5 protein-coding genes are annotated in these 17,001 nt (G+C 64.0%); 3 read left to right on the top strand and 2 right to left on the bottom strand.

The window, feature by feature from the left end:
• Positions 1–60: 60 nt before the first annotated feature.
• Positions 61–927: a formylglycine-generating enzyme family protein gene (locus tag RGV59_RS18555; protein WP_126587271.1), complete on the top strand. Its 867-nt coding sequence runs from the start codon at positions 61–63 to the stop codon at positions 925–927.
• Between the two features lie 199 nt (positions 928–1,126).
• Here RGV59_RS18555 and RGV59_RS18550 read toward each other — a convergent pair whose 3' ends face one another.
• Positions 1,127–1,954, bottom strand: a complete 828-nt coding sequence (locus RGV59_RS18550) for a N(5)-hydroxyornithine transformylase PvdF (RefSeq protein ID WP_126587272.1) — start codon at positions 1,952–1,954, stop codon at positions 1,127–1,129.
• Positions 1,955–2,153: 199 nt separating this feature from the next.
• On the opposite strand from RGV59_RS18550, the gene RGV59_RS18545 reads away from it, so the two are divergent.
• Both RGV59_RS18545 and RGV59_RS18540 read left to right on the top strand, forming a co-directional pair.
• On the top strand, positions 2,154–3,806 hold the full coding sequence (locus RGV59_RS18545; protein WP_126587273.1) for a cyclic peptide export ABC transporter: 1,653 nt from the start codon (positions 2,154–2,156) through the stop codon (positions 3,804–3,806).
• Positions 3,807–3,915: 109 nt separating this feature from the next.
• Positions 3,916–6,348: a TonB-dependent siderophore receptor gene (locus RGV59_RS18540; protein ID WP_218276649.1), complete on the top strand. Its 2,433-nt coding sequence runs from the start codon at positions 3,916–3,918 to the stop codon at positions 6,346–6,348.
• A 164-nt stretch (positions 6,349–6,512) separates the two neighbouring features.
• On the opposite strand, the gene RGV59_RS18535 is transcribed toward RGV59_RS18540, so the two are convergent.
• The gene (locus RGV59_RS18535) at positions 6,513–17,000 is read right to left on the bottom strand and encodes a non-ribosomal peptide synthetase (RefSeq protein WP_322247022.1); all 10,488 of its coding nucleotides are present in this window, start codon (positions 16,998–17,000) and stop codon (positions 6,513–6,515) included.
• Between the last annotated feature and the right edge of the window lies 1 nt (position 17,001).

Below are 17,001 nucleotides of genomic sequence, written 5' to 3'. Positions count from 1 at the left end.
TGACCGTGCTGAGCCAGCGGTGGCGACGCACGCCCTTTGCCCTTTGAACGAGAGGCCCACATGACGCCATCCGCCCCCCTGACCGCTTTGGCCCTCACCGCCCTGTGTGCAGCGCTGCTGCCCAACCTGGCCGAGGCCGCCACGCCGCAACCCGGCAAAGTGTTCAAGGACTGCAAGGACTGCCCGGAAATGGTCGTGCTGCCCGCCGGCACTTTCACCATGGGCACGCCCGACGATGAGGTCGGCCGCGAGCCGGACGAAAGCCCGATGCATGCCGTGACCTTCGCCAAGCCGTTCGCCATGAGCCGCTTCCAGATCACCGCTGGCGAGTGGGACAGCTATATCCGCCAGACCGGGGTCAAGATCGCCGACGGCGATACCCGCCCCGGCCGCGAATGCATCGCCAGCAAGCCGCGCTACCCCCAGAGCCCGCGTCAGCCGGCAGTGTGCATGGACATGGACGACATCAAACACTACGTGGCCTGGCTGTCGAAAAAGACCGGGCAGCCGTACCACATGGTCAGCGAAGCCCAGCGCGAATACGCCGCGCGCGCCGGCTCCAGCGGGCCCTTCCCGTTTCCGTTCGACGAAGGCAAGGGTTACAGCATTGCCGAACATGCCAACACTTACGGTCCGGCGGATGGCTACAGTTTTTCCTCGCCGGCCGGCAGCTACCCGCCGAACGCATTCGGCATGTACGACATGCACGGCAACGTCTACGAGCGCGTGGCCGACTGCGAACACCCCAACTACATCGGCGCACCGACCGACGGCAGCGCCTGGGTGGAACCGAACTGCGAGAGCTACCAGATCCGTGGCAATGACTGGGGCGAAGCGCCAGTGTTCTCGCGCTCGGGCAATCGCAACAACATCTACCCGCAGACACGCGGGGACTGGATCGGCTTTCGGGTAGTGCGCGACCTGTAACAACAAATCCCCTCACTGCACCTACTGCACCTACTGCACCCGCTGCATCCACCGCACCTACTGCACCCGCTGCACCCGCTGCACCCACTGTAGGAGCGAGCTTGCTCGCGAAGCCCCCGAGTACGCCGCGTTTATCCAGGATAAACGCGTTATCGTTGGCGATTTTCGCGGGCAAGCCCGCTCCTACAGGGGGCGTGCGTCAGCTTTGCCGAGCCAACCGTTCCAAACCTTCATGCAACGCCGGAAACAGGCTGTTGTTGAAGTTGTTCCAGCGCAATTCGAGGATGGTGTCGTCCGGGGAAATCTCGGTCTTGAGCACGTCGTGGAACACTTCTCCGGAGTCGATGCCGTTGTCCACGTAGTGGAACGACGCACCGGTCAGGTACAGCGGCTCGCACGGCTGCGTCTCCTTGGTCGTCCAATCCACCACCGCCTGGCCACGGGCACCGTACAAGGCGTTCCAGGTGGCGTAGGCGCCCCGGCGCTCGTAGGGCGATTCGATACGGGTAATGCCCGGGTGAATGTTCATGATCCGCCGCGCAAATGGCGCACCCGGGCGCACCAGCTCATCGAGGATCACCAGCAGGCCGTCCAGCACCACGATATCGGCCTTCAGCTCCACCAGCGTGTGGTGCAGGCGGCGTTCGAAATCCTGCTTGCCGGCGACGTGTTGCGCGCTGCCACGCGGCAGGCGGCGGTAGGTGGACGGCACGCTCAGCAGCAAATCGTTGACCAGACGCCCCTGCACCCGCAGGTCCGCCGGGTACAGCCACTGGCGGCCCGGCGCATAGGCAAAGCCATAGTCGGCGACCAATTGCCGGTCACGCGGGTTTTGCTCGTCGTCGTCATACACCACGCCCACCAGGTTATAGGCCTCGCCCAGCGACGTATCGTTGAGCGAGCCCACCAGAAACTCCAGCACCGACTTCATGTAGCGCTCGTGGTCCTTATAGGCCACTGGCTGCCCGGCCTTGTCGGCGGCGGCATTTCTCAGGGACCACACATACACCAGGTTCTTTTTCGTCATTGGTTCGCTCTCACTGGATAGATCCGGCACGCGACCCTACGCGTGCGCCTACCCAACAAGAACGAACCAGGCAGCGGGCAATTTATCCGCCACCGCCACCGCCGGGCACGCCGCGCTAAATACTCGCGCCGACGCTTCGTTTGTCATGGGTAAGGGTCTGTGTGCCCAGCCCCCTCCATTCACTTTCCGGGAAGTACCTATGACCGACCCCAAGCGCGGCGCCTTCAGCGGTTTGCTCGCATTGCTCAGGCCCTTTCGCGCCATCGTGAGCGTCTCCGTCGCCCTGGGCATGGCCGGTGGCCTGGCCATCACGCTGCTGCTGGCGACTATCAATAATGCGCTGCACTCCTCCGCCGGGATGACCCAGGGGGTGATTCTGACATTTGCTGCGCTGTGTGTGCTGGCGCTGGTCAGTTCGATCATTTCCGATATCGGCACCAATTACGTCGGCCAACGGATCATTGCCGCCCTGCGCAAGGACCTCGGCGAAAAGGTGCTGTCGGCGCCGATCGGGCAGATCGAGGGTTATCGCTCCCACCGGCTGATCCCGGTACTGACCCACGACGTCGACACCATCAGCGATTTCTCCTTCGCGTTCACACCGCTGGCCATTGCGGCCACAGTGACCCTGGGTTGCCTGGGCTACCTGGCCTACCTGTCGGTACCGATGTTCCTGATGATGGTGGTCGCCATCGTGATCGGCAGTGCCGTGCAGTTCATCGCCGGCGGCAAAGGCATCCAGGGCTTCGACCTGGCGCGCAGCCACGAGGATGAGCTGCAGCGTTACTACAACGCCATTGCCTCCGGCGCCAAGGAACTGCGCATGCACCGGCCCCGGCGCTTTCGCATGAACACCCAGCGCATTCAGGAAACCGCGGACCGCATCGCCGACATCCAGGTGCGTTCCGTGAACATCTACATCCTTGCCAAGACCTTTGGCTCGATGTTGTTCTTCGTGGTGATCGGCCTGGCCCTGGCGATGCAGGCCTATAACCCCAACCCCGACCCTAGCGTGATCACCGGTTTCGTCCTGGTGCTGCTGTACATGAAAGGCCCGCTGGAACACCTGCTCGGCTACCTGCCTGTGGTGGGCAAGGCGAAGATTGCATTTGGTCGTATCAGTGAGCTGTCACAGCGCTTCTCCTCGCCGGAACCGCACCTGCTGATGGATGACAGCGAAGCCCCGCAACCGGTGGTCAACAGCCTGGAATTACGCGGTGTGCGCTACAGCCCGCCGGCAGTGGCAGGCAGCGAACCGTTCCACCTGGGGCCGATCGACCTGAACATCGCCCAGGGCGATATCGTGTTCATCGTCGGCGAAAACGGCAGCGGCAAGACCACCCTGATCAAGCTGCTGCTGGGGCTGTACCCGCCGCAGGCCGGGGAAATCCTGCTCAATGGCAACGCTGTGAGCGACCCCGAGCGCGACGACTATCGCCAACTGTTCACCACGGTGTTCGCCGATTACTACCTGTTCGACGACCTGGTCCAGGGCAGCGCCGCCCAGTCACTCGACAGCGCGACAAAATACCTGGAACGCCTGGAGATCGCCCACAAGGTCAGCGTCAAGGACGGCGTGTTCAGCACCACCGATCTGTCCACCGGCCAACGCAAGCGCCTGGCGCTGGTCAACGCCTGGCTGGAAGAACGCCCGGTGCTGGTGTTCGACGAGTGGGCCGCCGACCAGGACCCGGCCTTCCGCCGGATCTTCTATACCGAGCTGCTGCCGGACCTCAAGCGCCTGGGCAAGACCATCATCGTGATCAGTCACGACGACCGCTATTTCGATATCGCCGACCAATTGGTGCGCCTGCGCGCCGGCCAGGTCATGCACGAAATGACGCCGGCGTGAATTTTCTTTTCCGGTTTCCCGGGATAGGAACGTCTCACTAGTGGTAATGAGAACCAGACTCAATAAACACCTATAATTGCCCACTTAAAACATAGAAGAGAAAACACCCATGCCAGCACGACTCGGTCTCAGCCCACTGAGCAAAGCGCTATCCATGCGTCGGGCCCTGAACATCAACCTCCTGCCGAACGCCCTGGCCCTGGCCATATCACTGCCGGTGGCCGGCTATGTGCAGGCACAAGAGATCGAGTTGGACATTCCCGCGCAGCCGCTGGGGAGCGCGCTGCAGGCCTTCGGTCATCAGGCCAACATGCAGGTGCTCTACAGCCCGACCGACGTGCAAGGCAAGAACAGCACCGCCGTCAAAGGCAAACTGGACCCGCAACAGGCGATCAATACCCTGCTGTCAGGAACGTCGACCACCCACAGCCTCAATGGCAATTCGCTGACCGTCACCGCCGCCGGCACCTCCGCCGGGCTGGAACTGAGCCCGACCCAGGTGACCGCCAACCAACTGGGCAGCGTGACCGAAAACACCGGTTCCTATACCCCAGGCTACATCGCCACCTCGACCCGCCTGGTGCTGACGCCCAAGGAGACGCCGCAGTCGGTGACCGTCATCACCCGCCAGCACATGGACGACTTCGGCCTGAACAACGTTGACGACGTGATGCGCCACACGCCGGGCATCACCGTCTCGGCCTTCGATACCGAGCGCAGCAACTACTACGCCCGTGGTTTCTCCATCAACAACTTCCAGTACGACGGCATTCCGTCCACTGCGCGCAACGTGGCCTATTCGGCGGGTAACACCCTGAGCGACATGGCGATCTACGACCGGGTCGAAGTACTCAAGGGCGCCACCGGCCTGCTCACTGGCGCAGGCTCCCTGGGTGCGACCATCAACCTTGTGCGCAAAAAGCCCACCGCAGAGTTCCAGGGCCACGCCAGCGTGGGCGCCGGCTCCTGGGACAACTACCGCAGCGAGCTGGATGTGAGCGGCCCGCTGACCGAAACCGGGAATGTCCGGGGTCGGGCGGTGGCGGCTTACCAGGACAAGCATTCCTTCATGGACCGCTATGAGCGCCAAAGCCCGGTCTACTACGGCATCATGGAATTTGACCTGTCCCCGGACACCATGCTGACCGTGGGTGGCGACTACCAGGACAGCCTGCCAAAAGGCTCGTCCTGGTCCGGCAGCTTCCCGCTGATCGACGCCCAGGGTAATCGCAACAAGGTGAAGCGCTCGTTCAACAACGCCGCCGACTGGAGCAGTTGGGAGCAGTACACCCGCACCCTATTCGCCATAGTCGAGCACGACCTCGGCGATGGCTGGGTTACCAAGCTGCAACTGGACCACAAGATCAACGGCTACCACGCGAAGATGGGCTCGATTCAGGGCAACACTCCCAACCTGGACGGCACTTCGCAGCTGACATCGGGTAAGTACACCGGCGAAACCGTCAGCGACTCCGCCGACCTATATGTGAGCGGCCCGTTCAGCCTGGGTGGCCGCGAGCATGAGCTGGTCCTCGGCGGTTCCATCAGTTCTTCCGAGTGGAACGGCAATGGCTACTGGAACCTCGCCCCCAACCTGGTGAACTTCCACAACTGGCACGGCAACGCGACCGAACCGGATTGGGGCACACCGCAGTCGAAGATCGACGACACCGTGCGCCAGACCGGCGCGTACATGACCACCCGCCTGAACCTCGCCGACGACCTCAAGCTGCTGCTCGGCGGCCGCGTGGTCGACTACACCGTCACTGGCAACAACCCGACCTACAAGGAAACCGGACGGTTCGTGCCGTATGCCGGTGTGGTCTACGACCTGAACGACACGTACTCGGTCTACGCCAGCTACACCGATATCTTCATGCCGCAGGAAAGCTACAACCGCGACCGCAACAACAAACTGGTCGAGCCGGATGAAGGCCAGAACTGGGAACTGGGCGTCAAGGCAGACTTCCTGGACGGTCGTGTAAACGCCAGCGCCGCCTACTTCGAGATCCACGAAACCAACCGTTCCGTGTCCGACGACGAATACAACAACCGCACGCCGACACCGTCGAACTACGCGTTCAAGGGCACCAAGGCCGTGACCAAGGGTTACGAAGTCGAAATGTCGGGCGAACTGGCACCGGGCTGGCAGCTCCAGGGTGGCTATACCCACAAGGTTGTGCGCGACGACAACGACATCAAGATCTCGACCTTCGAGCCGGAAGATCAGGTCAGCGTCTACACCTCGTACAAGTTCAAGGGCAACCTCGACAAGCTGACCGTCGGCGGCGGCGCTCGCTGGCAGAGTGTTGGCTGGCAGGACATCTACAACAGCCCGAAAGGCGGCTACGAGGAGTTTTCCCAGGAATCCTACTGGCTGGTGGACCTGATGACCCGCTACCAGTTCACCAAGAACGTGTCGGCAACGTTGAACGTCAACAACATCTTCGATAAGACCTACTACACCAACATCGGCTTCTATAACTCTGCCGCCTACGGCGAGCCACGCAACTTCATGCTCAGCACCCGCTGGGACTTCTAAGGCCTGCTCGTAGCCGCCCTGGCGGCTACTGAGGGCTCCAACCCTAACGCCCCGTGCATTCATTGCCTGGGGCGTTTTTGCAGGGGCCGGTCGTTGAACCCCACCCCACGAAAAAGCCCCCGGTCACCATCAGTGGCCGGGGGCTTGTTCGTTCAGGCCCGGTGTTACGCCATCGCGTCGGCGAAGCTGCGCACGAACGCTGCGTTGTCGATCAACCGATCATGACTGGTCTCGATCAGCACCGAACGTTCAATCCGGGACTGGCCGGCGACCTCCAGCATGCTCGCCTCAATCAACCGATGATGCACACCCGTGCGGCTCAAGGTCGCCCACCAGCAACTGATCGGCGCCTTGATCGCCTTGAAATCGGCATCATGCAGGCGCTGGCCCAGCATGCGGTCGACCTCCCACGAGATTTGCGCCTCATGGCCACTGAGCAACTCTTCCTTGAGTTCATGGAAGCGCTCACCCAGCACATCCCCGGCCCACTGGTTGAACCCGGCCCATTGCTCATCGTCGCCATCAACCGTGGCCTGCAGGCCCGACCACTTGGCATGGATCTGCGCCGTGAACTCAGGGAACATCGCGCCCAACAATTCCACGCGCCGGTCATTGGCGGATATTTCGCGCTCATCGACCATCACCGCCGTGTCCCAGAAGGGCTTGACCCACTGGGGTGGCGATGCGTCGATCCAGCCCACGCATTCCACTTCCCGCCCAGCCTGCTCCAGGCCATGGGCAACTTCCATCGCCAGGTTGCCGCCCAGGGACCAGCCCGCCAGACGGAAGGCCCCCTCCGGCTGCGCCGTCAACAATTGCGCGGTGTAGTCCTCGACCATCTCGTGCCAGGCCGGCACTTCACTGCCCTCCTCGGCCAACGCCCGGCAGATCACGCCCATTACCGGCCGCTGCTCGCGCAACGCCAGGGCAATGGCCTTGTAGCAATGCACCGAACCATAACTGGGGTGGAACAGGTACAACGGTGTGCCACGGGTCTGGCTGTTCAACCTGACGATCAACGAGTTGCCGGCCTGACCATTAACACAGGCGACCTGCCCCGCAACCGTCGGGTTGAGCATCAGCTGACTCACCGAAAGCTCCACGCCGGTAGCCTTGCGGATACGCTCCTTGAGCATCAACACCAGCAACGAGTGCCCGCCCAGCTCGAAGAAGTTGTCCTCCACCCCCACCTGTTCAAGGCCCAGGACCTCGCGCCAGGCGAGCACAACGGTGTGCTCCAGCGGGTTGCTCGGCGCAACGAAGTGCCGCTGATGCACGCTGGCGTCCGGTGCCGGCAGGGCCTTGCGGTCTAACTTGCCGTTGGGGCTCAAGGGCATGCGGTCCAGCACGACCCATTGCGCAGGCACCATGTAGTCGGGCAAATGCGCCAGCAAGTGATGACTCAGGGCATCACGCCAGGCGGCGGCCGGGTCGTGCAACACCAGGTAGCCCACCAGATGCTTGCCATCCTGCACTTGCACCGATGCTTCACGCACCTGCGGATGCTCCAGCAGGCGCGCTTCGATTTCGCCCAGCTCGATCCGCAAACCACGCAACTTGACCTGATGATCCAGGCGCCCCAGGTATTCAATCACGCCATCCATGCGCTGACGGACCCGGTCCCCGGTACGATACAACCGCGCGCCAGGCTGGAACGGGCACGGCACAAAGCGCTCCGCGGTCAGGCCGGGACGGCGATGGTAACTGCGCGCCAGCCCGACCCCGCCCAGGTACAACTCACCGGCAACACCCGCGGCAACCGGCTGCAACTGCGCATCCAGCACATGGGTGCGCAGGTTGGCGATCGGCTGGCCAATCGGCACGCTGTCGCGGTTTTCATCGACACACGTCCAATGGGTCACATCGATGGCCGCCTCGGTCGGGCCGTACAGGTTGAACAGCCCGGCCTTGGGCAGTTTGGCGAACACCTGTTGCTGGGCGTCCACCGGCAGGGCTTCGCCGCTGCAAATGATGCGTTGCAGGCCCTGGCAACTGCCGGCCTGCGAGTCCTGGAGGAACGCCTGCAACATCGAGGGCACGAAGTGCAAAGTGGTGACCTGGTGTCGATTGATCAACGTCACCAGGCGCGACGGCTCCCGATGATCACCCGGAGCCGCCATGACCAACCGTGCGCCGCTCATCAACGGCCAGAAGAACTCCCAGACCGACACGTCAAAACTGAACGGCGTCTTTTGCAGCACCGTATCACTGGCATCCAGTGCATACGCTTGCTGCATCCATAGCAATCGGTTGGTCAATGCACAGTGGCGGTTACCGGCGCCCTTCGGCTGCCCGGTGGAACCGGAGGTGTAGATGACATAAGCGAGGTTTTCGGCCTCGACGGCGACCTCGGGATTGAAGGTGGCAAACCCTTCCAGCCAGCTGTCACCCTGCTCCACCACCAGGCACTGTACGCAGTCACCGATGGGCAACGACGCTACCAGATGCGCCTGCGTCAACAGCAGTTGCACCCCACTGTCCTGCAGCATGTAGGCCAGGCGCTCGCGCGGGTATTCCGGGTCCAGCGGCACATAGGCGCCGCCAGCCTTGAGCACGGCCAGAAGCGCCACCACCATCTCCACCGAACGCTCCATCGCCACGCCCACCAGCAGGTCTGGCCCGACACCGGCCTGTATCAGGCGGTGCGCCAGGCGGTTGGCACGAGCATTCAGTTGGGCGTAAGTGAGCACTTCGCAATCAAACAGCAATGCCTGGGCATCCGGCGTGCGTTCGGCTTGCGCTTCGATCAACTGCTGCACGCTCTGCTGCAACGGGTAATCCTGCGCCGTGTCGTTCCACTGCTCGACCATCACCTGCTGCTCCAGACGCTCCAGCATCGGCAACTGGGTGACCCGCTGATTCGGATCGCCGAGCATGCCCTGCAACAGGTTCTGCCAATGGCGGGCCATGCGCTTGGGTGTCGCGGCGTCGAACAGATCGGTGGCGTAGGTCAGGGTCGCCCACAGCCCTTCGGCGGTCTCCTGGGTGTCCAGGCTCAAGTCGAACTGCGCGGTCTGCGTGCCCCACTCCAACCCTTCAACCCTCAGGTCGGCAAGCTGCTGGCCGCTGTTGGCCAGGCGCGCTTCGCTCTGGTGATTGAACAACACCTGGAACAACGGGTTATGGCTCAGGCTGCGCTCGGGTTGCAGCGCCTCGACCAATTGCTCGAAGGGCAGGTCCTGATGGCTCTGGGCATCCAGGGCCCGCCGCTTGGCCTGCTGCAACAACTGGGTGACGGTCAGTTGAGCATCGATATCGGCCTTGAGCACCTGGGTATTGACGAAGAACCCCACCAGCCGCTCGGTTTCGACCCGGCTGCGGTTGGCGATCGGCACACCGACGCGAATATCCTGCTGGCCGCTGTAACGGTGCAACAGGGTCTGGAACGACGCCAGCAGTACCATGAACAACGTGACCCCCTCACGCTGCGCCAGGGCCTTGAGCCCCTTCACCAGCGCCGGGTCCAGGACGACATCCAGGCTCGCCCCGCGATAGCTCTGCACCGAAGGTCGCGGCCGCTCGGCGGGCAGTTCCAGCACCGGCTGTTCACCGCCCAGCAGCGTTTGCCAGTAAGCCAATTGACGCTCGCGCTCGCCGCCCGCCATCCAGTCGCGCTGCCACTGCGCATAGTCGGCGTATTGAATCGGCAGCGCCGGCAGTTGCAGGTCCTGGCCTTGGCTGTTGGCCGCGTACAGTTGCACCAGCTCGTCGACCATCACCTGCATCGACCAGCCATCGGAGACGATGTGATGCTGCACCAGCACCAGCACGTGTTCGTCGTCAGCCAGGCGCAGCAGGGTCACCCGCAGCAGCGGGCCTTGTTGCAGGTCAAACGGTCGCGCGATCTCGGCTTGCACCAGGCGCTGCACATCCGCTTCGTCGGCGTCGGCATGCAGGATCTCCACGGCACCCGCATCCCGGATCATTTGCAGGGCGCGGCCTGCGTCCTGGTACACCTGGGTGCGCAGGCTTTCATGGCGTGCCACCAGCGTTTCGAAACTGCGTTGCAGCGCGGCCTGGTCCAGCCAGCCACGCAGGCGCAGGGTGCTGGGGATGTGGTACGCGGCGCTCTGGGGGTCCAGTTGCCAGAGGAACCACTGGCGCTCCTGGGCATAAGACAATGCCAACGGCTGCTGGCGACTGACGGGCAGAATCGCCGGCGCACTGTCCGTCTCGGCTGCCGAACGCTGCAGCGTCTCGACAAAACCCTGCAACCGCGGGTGTTCAAACAGGGTTCTGAGGGGAACTTCCCGGCCCAGCAACTGGCGCAGACGGGAGATGACCTGCATCGCCAGCAACGAGTGCCCCCCAGATTCAAAGAAGTGGTCGGCCAGGCCAACCCGTTCCAGGCCCAGGATTTCACCCCAGATCGCCGCCACGTCCTGCTCCAGCTCGCTCTGTGGCGCCACATACACCTGCTGCATCTGGCTCACATCAGGACGCGGCAGGCCCTTGCGATCGAGCTTGCCATTGGGGGTGAGCGGCATGCGCTCCAGGAACATCAGGTGCGAGGGCACCATGTAGTCCGGCAGGCGGGTTTTCAGGGCGCGGCGCAGGTTTTCACGGCAGGTGGACTGGGCCACCGCATCGTCCATCAGCACCGGATCCAGTGGCACCACATAGGCCACCAACTGCTTACCGTTCGGGCCTTCCTGGGCCACCACCACGGTTTCGCCGACGCTGTCCTGCTCGCGCAGACGCGCTTCGATCTCGCCCAGTTCGATACGGAAACCGCGGATTTTCACCTGGTGGTCGACACGGCCGAGGTAATCCACCACGCCATCCGGGCGGCCACGGGTCAGGTCGCCGCTGCGGTACACGCGGCTGCCGGGTTTGCCGAACGGGTCGGGGACGAAGCGTTCGGCGGTGAGTGCCGGACGTTCCAGATAACCGCGCGCCACGCCCTCGCCGCCCAGGTACAGCTCGCCAGCGACGCCGATGGGTTGCAGGTTGAGTTGGGCGTCGAGGATGTAGCCGCTGCGGTTGCCCAACAGCGTGCCGATCGGTGCATATACGGCGCCGCACGGATCGCCGCGACGTGCCTTCCACAGCAACGGCGTAACCACGGTTTCGGTCGGGCCGTAGCCGTTGAACAGGTAGGTCGGCTTTAGCGCACGCCAGGCCAGGTCATAGCTCGCTTGCGCCACCGCGTCACCGCCAAAGCAATACACGCGCACCTTCGGCGGATTACCGTCGCGTTCGGCATGCTCGGCCAGTTGTTGCAGGTACACCGGCGGGAACACGGCCATGGTCACGTTGTGACGGTGCATTTGCGCGTAGGTGTATTCCGGCAGCCACAGGCTGTCATCGCGGATCAGCACGCTCGCGCCGTTGATCAGCGGGTGCATCCAGCCTTCGTGGGAGCCGTCGAAAGCGAAGGACATGAAGTGCAATTCGCAATCGGCCGGGCCGGTTTCGTAGCGTTCGCCGGTGGCGATGATATGCGCCACCAGCGGACCGTGGGCCACCGCCACGCCCTTGGGCATGCCGGTGGAGCCGGAGGTGTAGATCACGTAGGCGAGGTTGTCGCCGTCCAGAGCCACTGACGGTGCGCTGTCACGCTCATCGGACCAGGCCTGCGCCTGATCCACCGCAAGCACAGCCAAGCCGTCCGGGATCGGCAAACGCTGCTGTACCGCCGAATGGGTCAACAGCAGCTTGGCGCGGCTGTCCTGCATCATGTACAGCAGGCGATCACGCGGGTATTCGACGTCCAGCGGCACGTAAACGCCGCCAGCTTTCAGCACCGCAAGGAACGCCACCATGATCTCCGCACTGCGCGGCATGGCAATCGCCACGCGCACTTCCGGGCCGACACCCCGGGCGATCAACGCGTGGGCCAACTGGTTGGCCTGGCGGTCCAGCTCGCCGTAGGTCAGGGTTTGTGCGTCGAACTTGATCGCGACTGCCTGCGGGTTTTCCCGCGCACGCTCGGCCACCAACTCGTGTACCAGGCGCTGGGCCGGGAAGCCGGCGTCGGATTGATTCCACAACTGCAGGATGTGCCGCTGTTCATCCTCATCCAGCAGGTTCAACTGGCCGAGGGTCTGCTGCGGATCGGCGACCATCGCCTGCAACAGGTTCTGCCAATGCCGCGCCATACGTTGCACGGTCGAGGCTTCGAACAGGTCCTGGGCATACCCCAATGTGGCCCAGATACCTTCGGTGGATTCTTGAATATCCAGGTCCAGATCGAAATGCGCGGTCCGGCTTTCCCACTCCAGCCCTTCTACCCGCAGCGTCGGCAATTGGTGCTGGACCTGGGCCTGGCCGACGTCGGTCTGGTGGTTGAACATCACTTGGAACAACGGGTTGTGGCTCAGGCTGCGCTCGGGTTGCAAGGCCTCCACCAATTGCTCGAACGGCAGGTCCTGATGGGCCTGCGCCTCCAGCGCCCGTTGCCGGGTCTGCTGCACCACCTGCGCGACGCTCATCTGCCCGTGAATGTCGGCCTTGAGTACCTGGGTGTTGACGAAAAAGCCGATCAGGCGCTCGGTTTCACTGCGGTTGCGGTTGGCGATCGGCACGCCGACGCGGATGTCTTCCTGGCCGCTGTAGCGGTGCAGCAAGGTCTGGAACGAAGCCAGCAACAGCATGAACAGGGTCACGCCCTGTTGCTGGGCCAGGGCCTTGAGGTCGCGGGCGAGCGCGGGCGCCAGTTCGATCGGCAGGCGTGCGCCACGGTGGCTTTGCACCGCCGGGCGCGGGTGGTCGAACGGCAGCTCCAGCACGCTCTGCTCACCGCCGAGCCGGTCGCGCCAGTAGCTCAGTTGGCGATCCTTCTCGCCCGCCTCCATCCAACAGCGCTGCCACACGGCGTAATCGGCGTACTGAAGCGGCAGCGCCGGCAATGCCAGGGTCTGACCCTGGCTGTAAGCCGCGTAGTGCTGCACCAGTTCCTCGACCATCAGTTGCATCGACCAGCCATCGGAGACGATGTGATGCTGCACCAGCACCAGCACATGCTCATCGGCGGCCAGGCGCAGCAGGCAGACGCGCAGCAACGGCCCTTGTTGCAGGTCGAAGGGCTGGGCGATCTCGGCTTCTACCCGGGCCTTCAGCGCAGCTTCATCGACATCGGCGCATGCGATGTGCAACGACACCTGCGGTTCAATCACTTGAACCGCGCGCTCGCGCTCCTGGCGCAGGGAGGTGCGCAGGCTTTCATGACGGGCCAGCAAGGCGTCGAAACTGCGCTGCAACGCCGCGCGGTCAAGCTGGCCTTTCAGGCGCAGCGCGCTGGGGATGTGGTACGCCGCGCTGTGCGGCTCCAACTGCCAGAGAAACCACTGGCGTTCCTGGGCATACGACAGCGGCAGCGGCTGGTCGCGCTCGGCCGGCAGCAGGGCCGGGGCTTTCGGGGCGGCGGGATCGGAGGTCCTCAAGGCAGCGACAAAGCCTGCCAGGCGCGGCTGCTCGAACAGCGTCTTGAGCGGGACTTCCAGGTCCAGGGCCTGGCGAATGCGCGAGACCACTTGCATGGCCAGCAGGGAATGCCCGCCCAGTTCAAAGAAATGATGGGCCAGGCCGACACGCTCGACGCCAAGGATATCGGCCCAGATCGCCGCGATCTGTTGCTGCAGCGGCGTGACCGGTGCCAACCATGCCTGCTGTGCCGAGCCGCCGACGGGTGTCGGCAGGGCCTGGCGGTCGAGCTTGCCGTTGGGGTTCAAGGGCATGCGCTCGAGGAAGATCAGGTGCGCCGGCACCATGTAATCGGGCAGTTGCTCGCGCAAGGTGGCCTTGAGCTGTTCGGCGGCGCTCACCTGCTGCGGCTCGGACAATAGCTGCGTCGCCACCAGATAGGCCACCAACTGATTGTCGGCGGCCAGCACGAAGGCCTCACGGACGGCATCCTGGGCCAGCAGCAGCGCCTCGATTTCACCCAACTCGATACGGAACCCACGGATCTTCACCTGGTGATCGACGCGGCCGACGTATTCGATCACCCCGTCGGCGCGATAACGCGCCACGTCGCCGGTGCGATAAAGACGCTCGCCCAGGCGGCCGAACGGGTCGGCGACAAAGCGCTCGGCGGTCAGGCCCGGGCGTTGCAGGTAAGCACGCGCCAAGCCGCTGGCACTGGCGATGTAGAGTTCGCCCACGGCGCCGACCGGCAACAGGTTGAGGTCGCCGTCCAGCACATACAACGCCCGCCCCGGCAACGCGCGGCCAATCGGGCTGGCGCTGCCGCTGATCACCCCATCGTCGGCGCTGCAATCGAGCACGCTGGACACCACCGTGGCCTCGGTCGGCCCGTAGGTGTTGAGCAGCCGCACGTGCCCCAGCCCGGCCCGGCGCCACATCGCCGGGCCGTCCAGGGGCATGGCTTCGCCGCCGATATGCACCTGGCGCAAGGCCCCGTAAGACCGTGGGCCCGCCGCCAGGCAATCGTGCAGGAACAGTTTCCAGTAAGCCGTCGGCAAGTCGGCCAGGGTGATGCCCTGATCGATGATCTGCCGGTACAGGTCGGCGCCGTCCCACAACTGCGGGCCGCGCAACACCACGGTGGCGCCCAGGGTCAGCGCCGGGTACAGCTGCTCGACGAAGCCGTCGAAGTTCAAGGTGGCGAACTGCAGCACCCGATCCTGTGGGACCAGGCGCGAATAGTCGGCCGCGATGTCGGCGAACTCACTCAGCGCCGCGTGGCTGATGGCAACGCCCTTGGGTTTGCCGGTGGAGCCCGAGGTGTAGATCACGTAGGCCAGGCTCTGCGGCTCGACGTCGAGCGCCGGAGCGTGTTCGGCATACGGCGCCAACGTCGCGTGGGCCAGGTCGATATCCAGGCAGGTCAACGACCCGGCCAACGGCAGGCGCTCACGCAGGTGAGACTGAGTCAACACCAGGCGCACGCCACTGTCCTCGAGCATATGCACCAGGCGCTCGCGCGGATACTCAGGGTCAAGCGGCACGTAGGCACCGCCCGCCTTGAGCACCGCCAACAGGCTGACCACCATGGCAAAGGAACGCTCGACGGCGATACCGACCAGGCCGTCCGGGCCGATCCCCTGGTCGATCAGGTAGTGCGCCAGACGATTGGCCTGGCGGTTCAGTTCGCCATAGCTGAGCGTCTGGTCATCCAGGGCCAGCGCCTGGCGTTCAGGATGCTGGCGGGCCTGGGCCTCGAACCGGTGGTGTACGGCTTGTGCGACGGCGACGCTGGCCGGCGCGTTCCAATCCTGGAGCATCGTCTGCTGCTGCGCACGGTCGAGCATCGGCAGCGCGCCAAGACGGCTGCGCGGCGCACTCACCAGCGCCTGGAGCAGGTTTTGCCAATGTTGCGCAAAGCGCTCGATGGTCGCCGCCTCGAACAAGTCGGTGGCGTAGGTCAGCGCGGCCCACAGGCCTTCAGCGGATTCATGGGTGTCCAGGCTCAGGTCGAAATGGGTGGTCTGGTTGTTCCAGTCCAGTTCTGTCACGCGCAGGCCGGGCAGGTGCTGGCCGTCACCGCTGGCCTGGGTGTCGGTCTGGTGGTTGAACATCACCTGGAACAACGGGTTGTGGCTCAGGCTGCGTTCAGGCTGCAACGCCACCACCAACTGTTCGAACGGCAGGTCCTGGTGCGCCTGGGCTTCCAGGGAACGATGCTTGGTCTGCTGCAACAGTTCGGCAAACGTCATCTGCCCGTCGAGGTCGGCCTTGAGCACCTGGGTGTTGACGAAAAAGCCAATCAGCCGCTCGGTTTCGACGCGGTTGCGGTTGGCATTCGGCACGCCGATGCGAATATCCGCTTGGCCGCTGTAGCGAAACAGCAGGGTCTGGAACGACGCCAGCAGGAGCATGAACGGCGTCACACCTTCTTGCTGCGCCAGGCGCTTGAGGCCCGCCACCAGGTCCGCCGGCAGCTGCACCTGCAGGCTCGCGCCGCGATGGCTTTGCTGCGCGGGGCGCGGGTGATCGAGGGGTAATTCCAGCACGGGTTGCTCACCGCCCAGCAGGTCCTGCCAGTACGCCAACTGGCGGGCCCTCTCCCCGGCCTCCATCCAGTTGCGTTGCCACAGCGCGTAGTCGGCGTACTGGATCGGCAGGCCCGGCAGGCTAAGGTCCTGGCCCTGACTGTAGGCGGCATACAACTGCACCAGTTCCTGGACCATCACTTGCATCGACCAGCCATCGGAAACGATGTGGTGCTGCACCATCACCAGCACATGCTCATCTTCTGCCAGTTGCAACAGGGTCACGCGCAACAGCGGCCCTTGTTGCAGATCGAACGGGCGGGCGACCTCGGCTTCGACCCGCGCCATCAGTTGCGCCTCGTGAACAACCTCCTGCCGGATCTCGACACGCGCCTCGGGCTCGATGGTTTGCAACAGCTGCTCACCGTCCTGGATCAGCCGGGTGCGCAGGCTTTCGTGGCGCGCCAGCAGGCTGTCGAAGCTGCGCTGCAACGCCGCCAGGTCCAGGCGCCCCTGCAAGCGCAATGCGCCGGGGATGTGGTAGGTGGCGCTGTCCGGGTCCAACTGCCACAGGAACCACTGGCGCTCCTGGGCATAGGACAGCGGCAGGCGTTGGCCGTCCTCGCGGATCGAGGCAATCGGCAGTTGGGCGAAGCTCATGCCACGGCTTTGCAGGCGCTGGTAAAACTGCTGGCGCTGTTCCAGCGGCAGGCGAAGAAAGCGCGAAACCAGATCGATATTAGGGTTGGAACGCATG

Origin of the sequence: Pseudomonas sp. FG1, from assembly GCF_034313875.1 — a bacterium.
GTDB lineage: Bacteria > Pseudomonadota > Gammaproteobacteria > Pseudomonadales > Pseudomonadaceae > Aquipseudomonas > Aquipseudomonas veronii.
The sequence above is the reverse complement of the archived record's forward strand: the minus strand, read 5'-3'. Positions and strand labels throughout refer to the sequence as shown.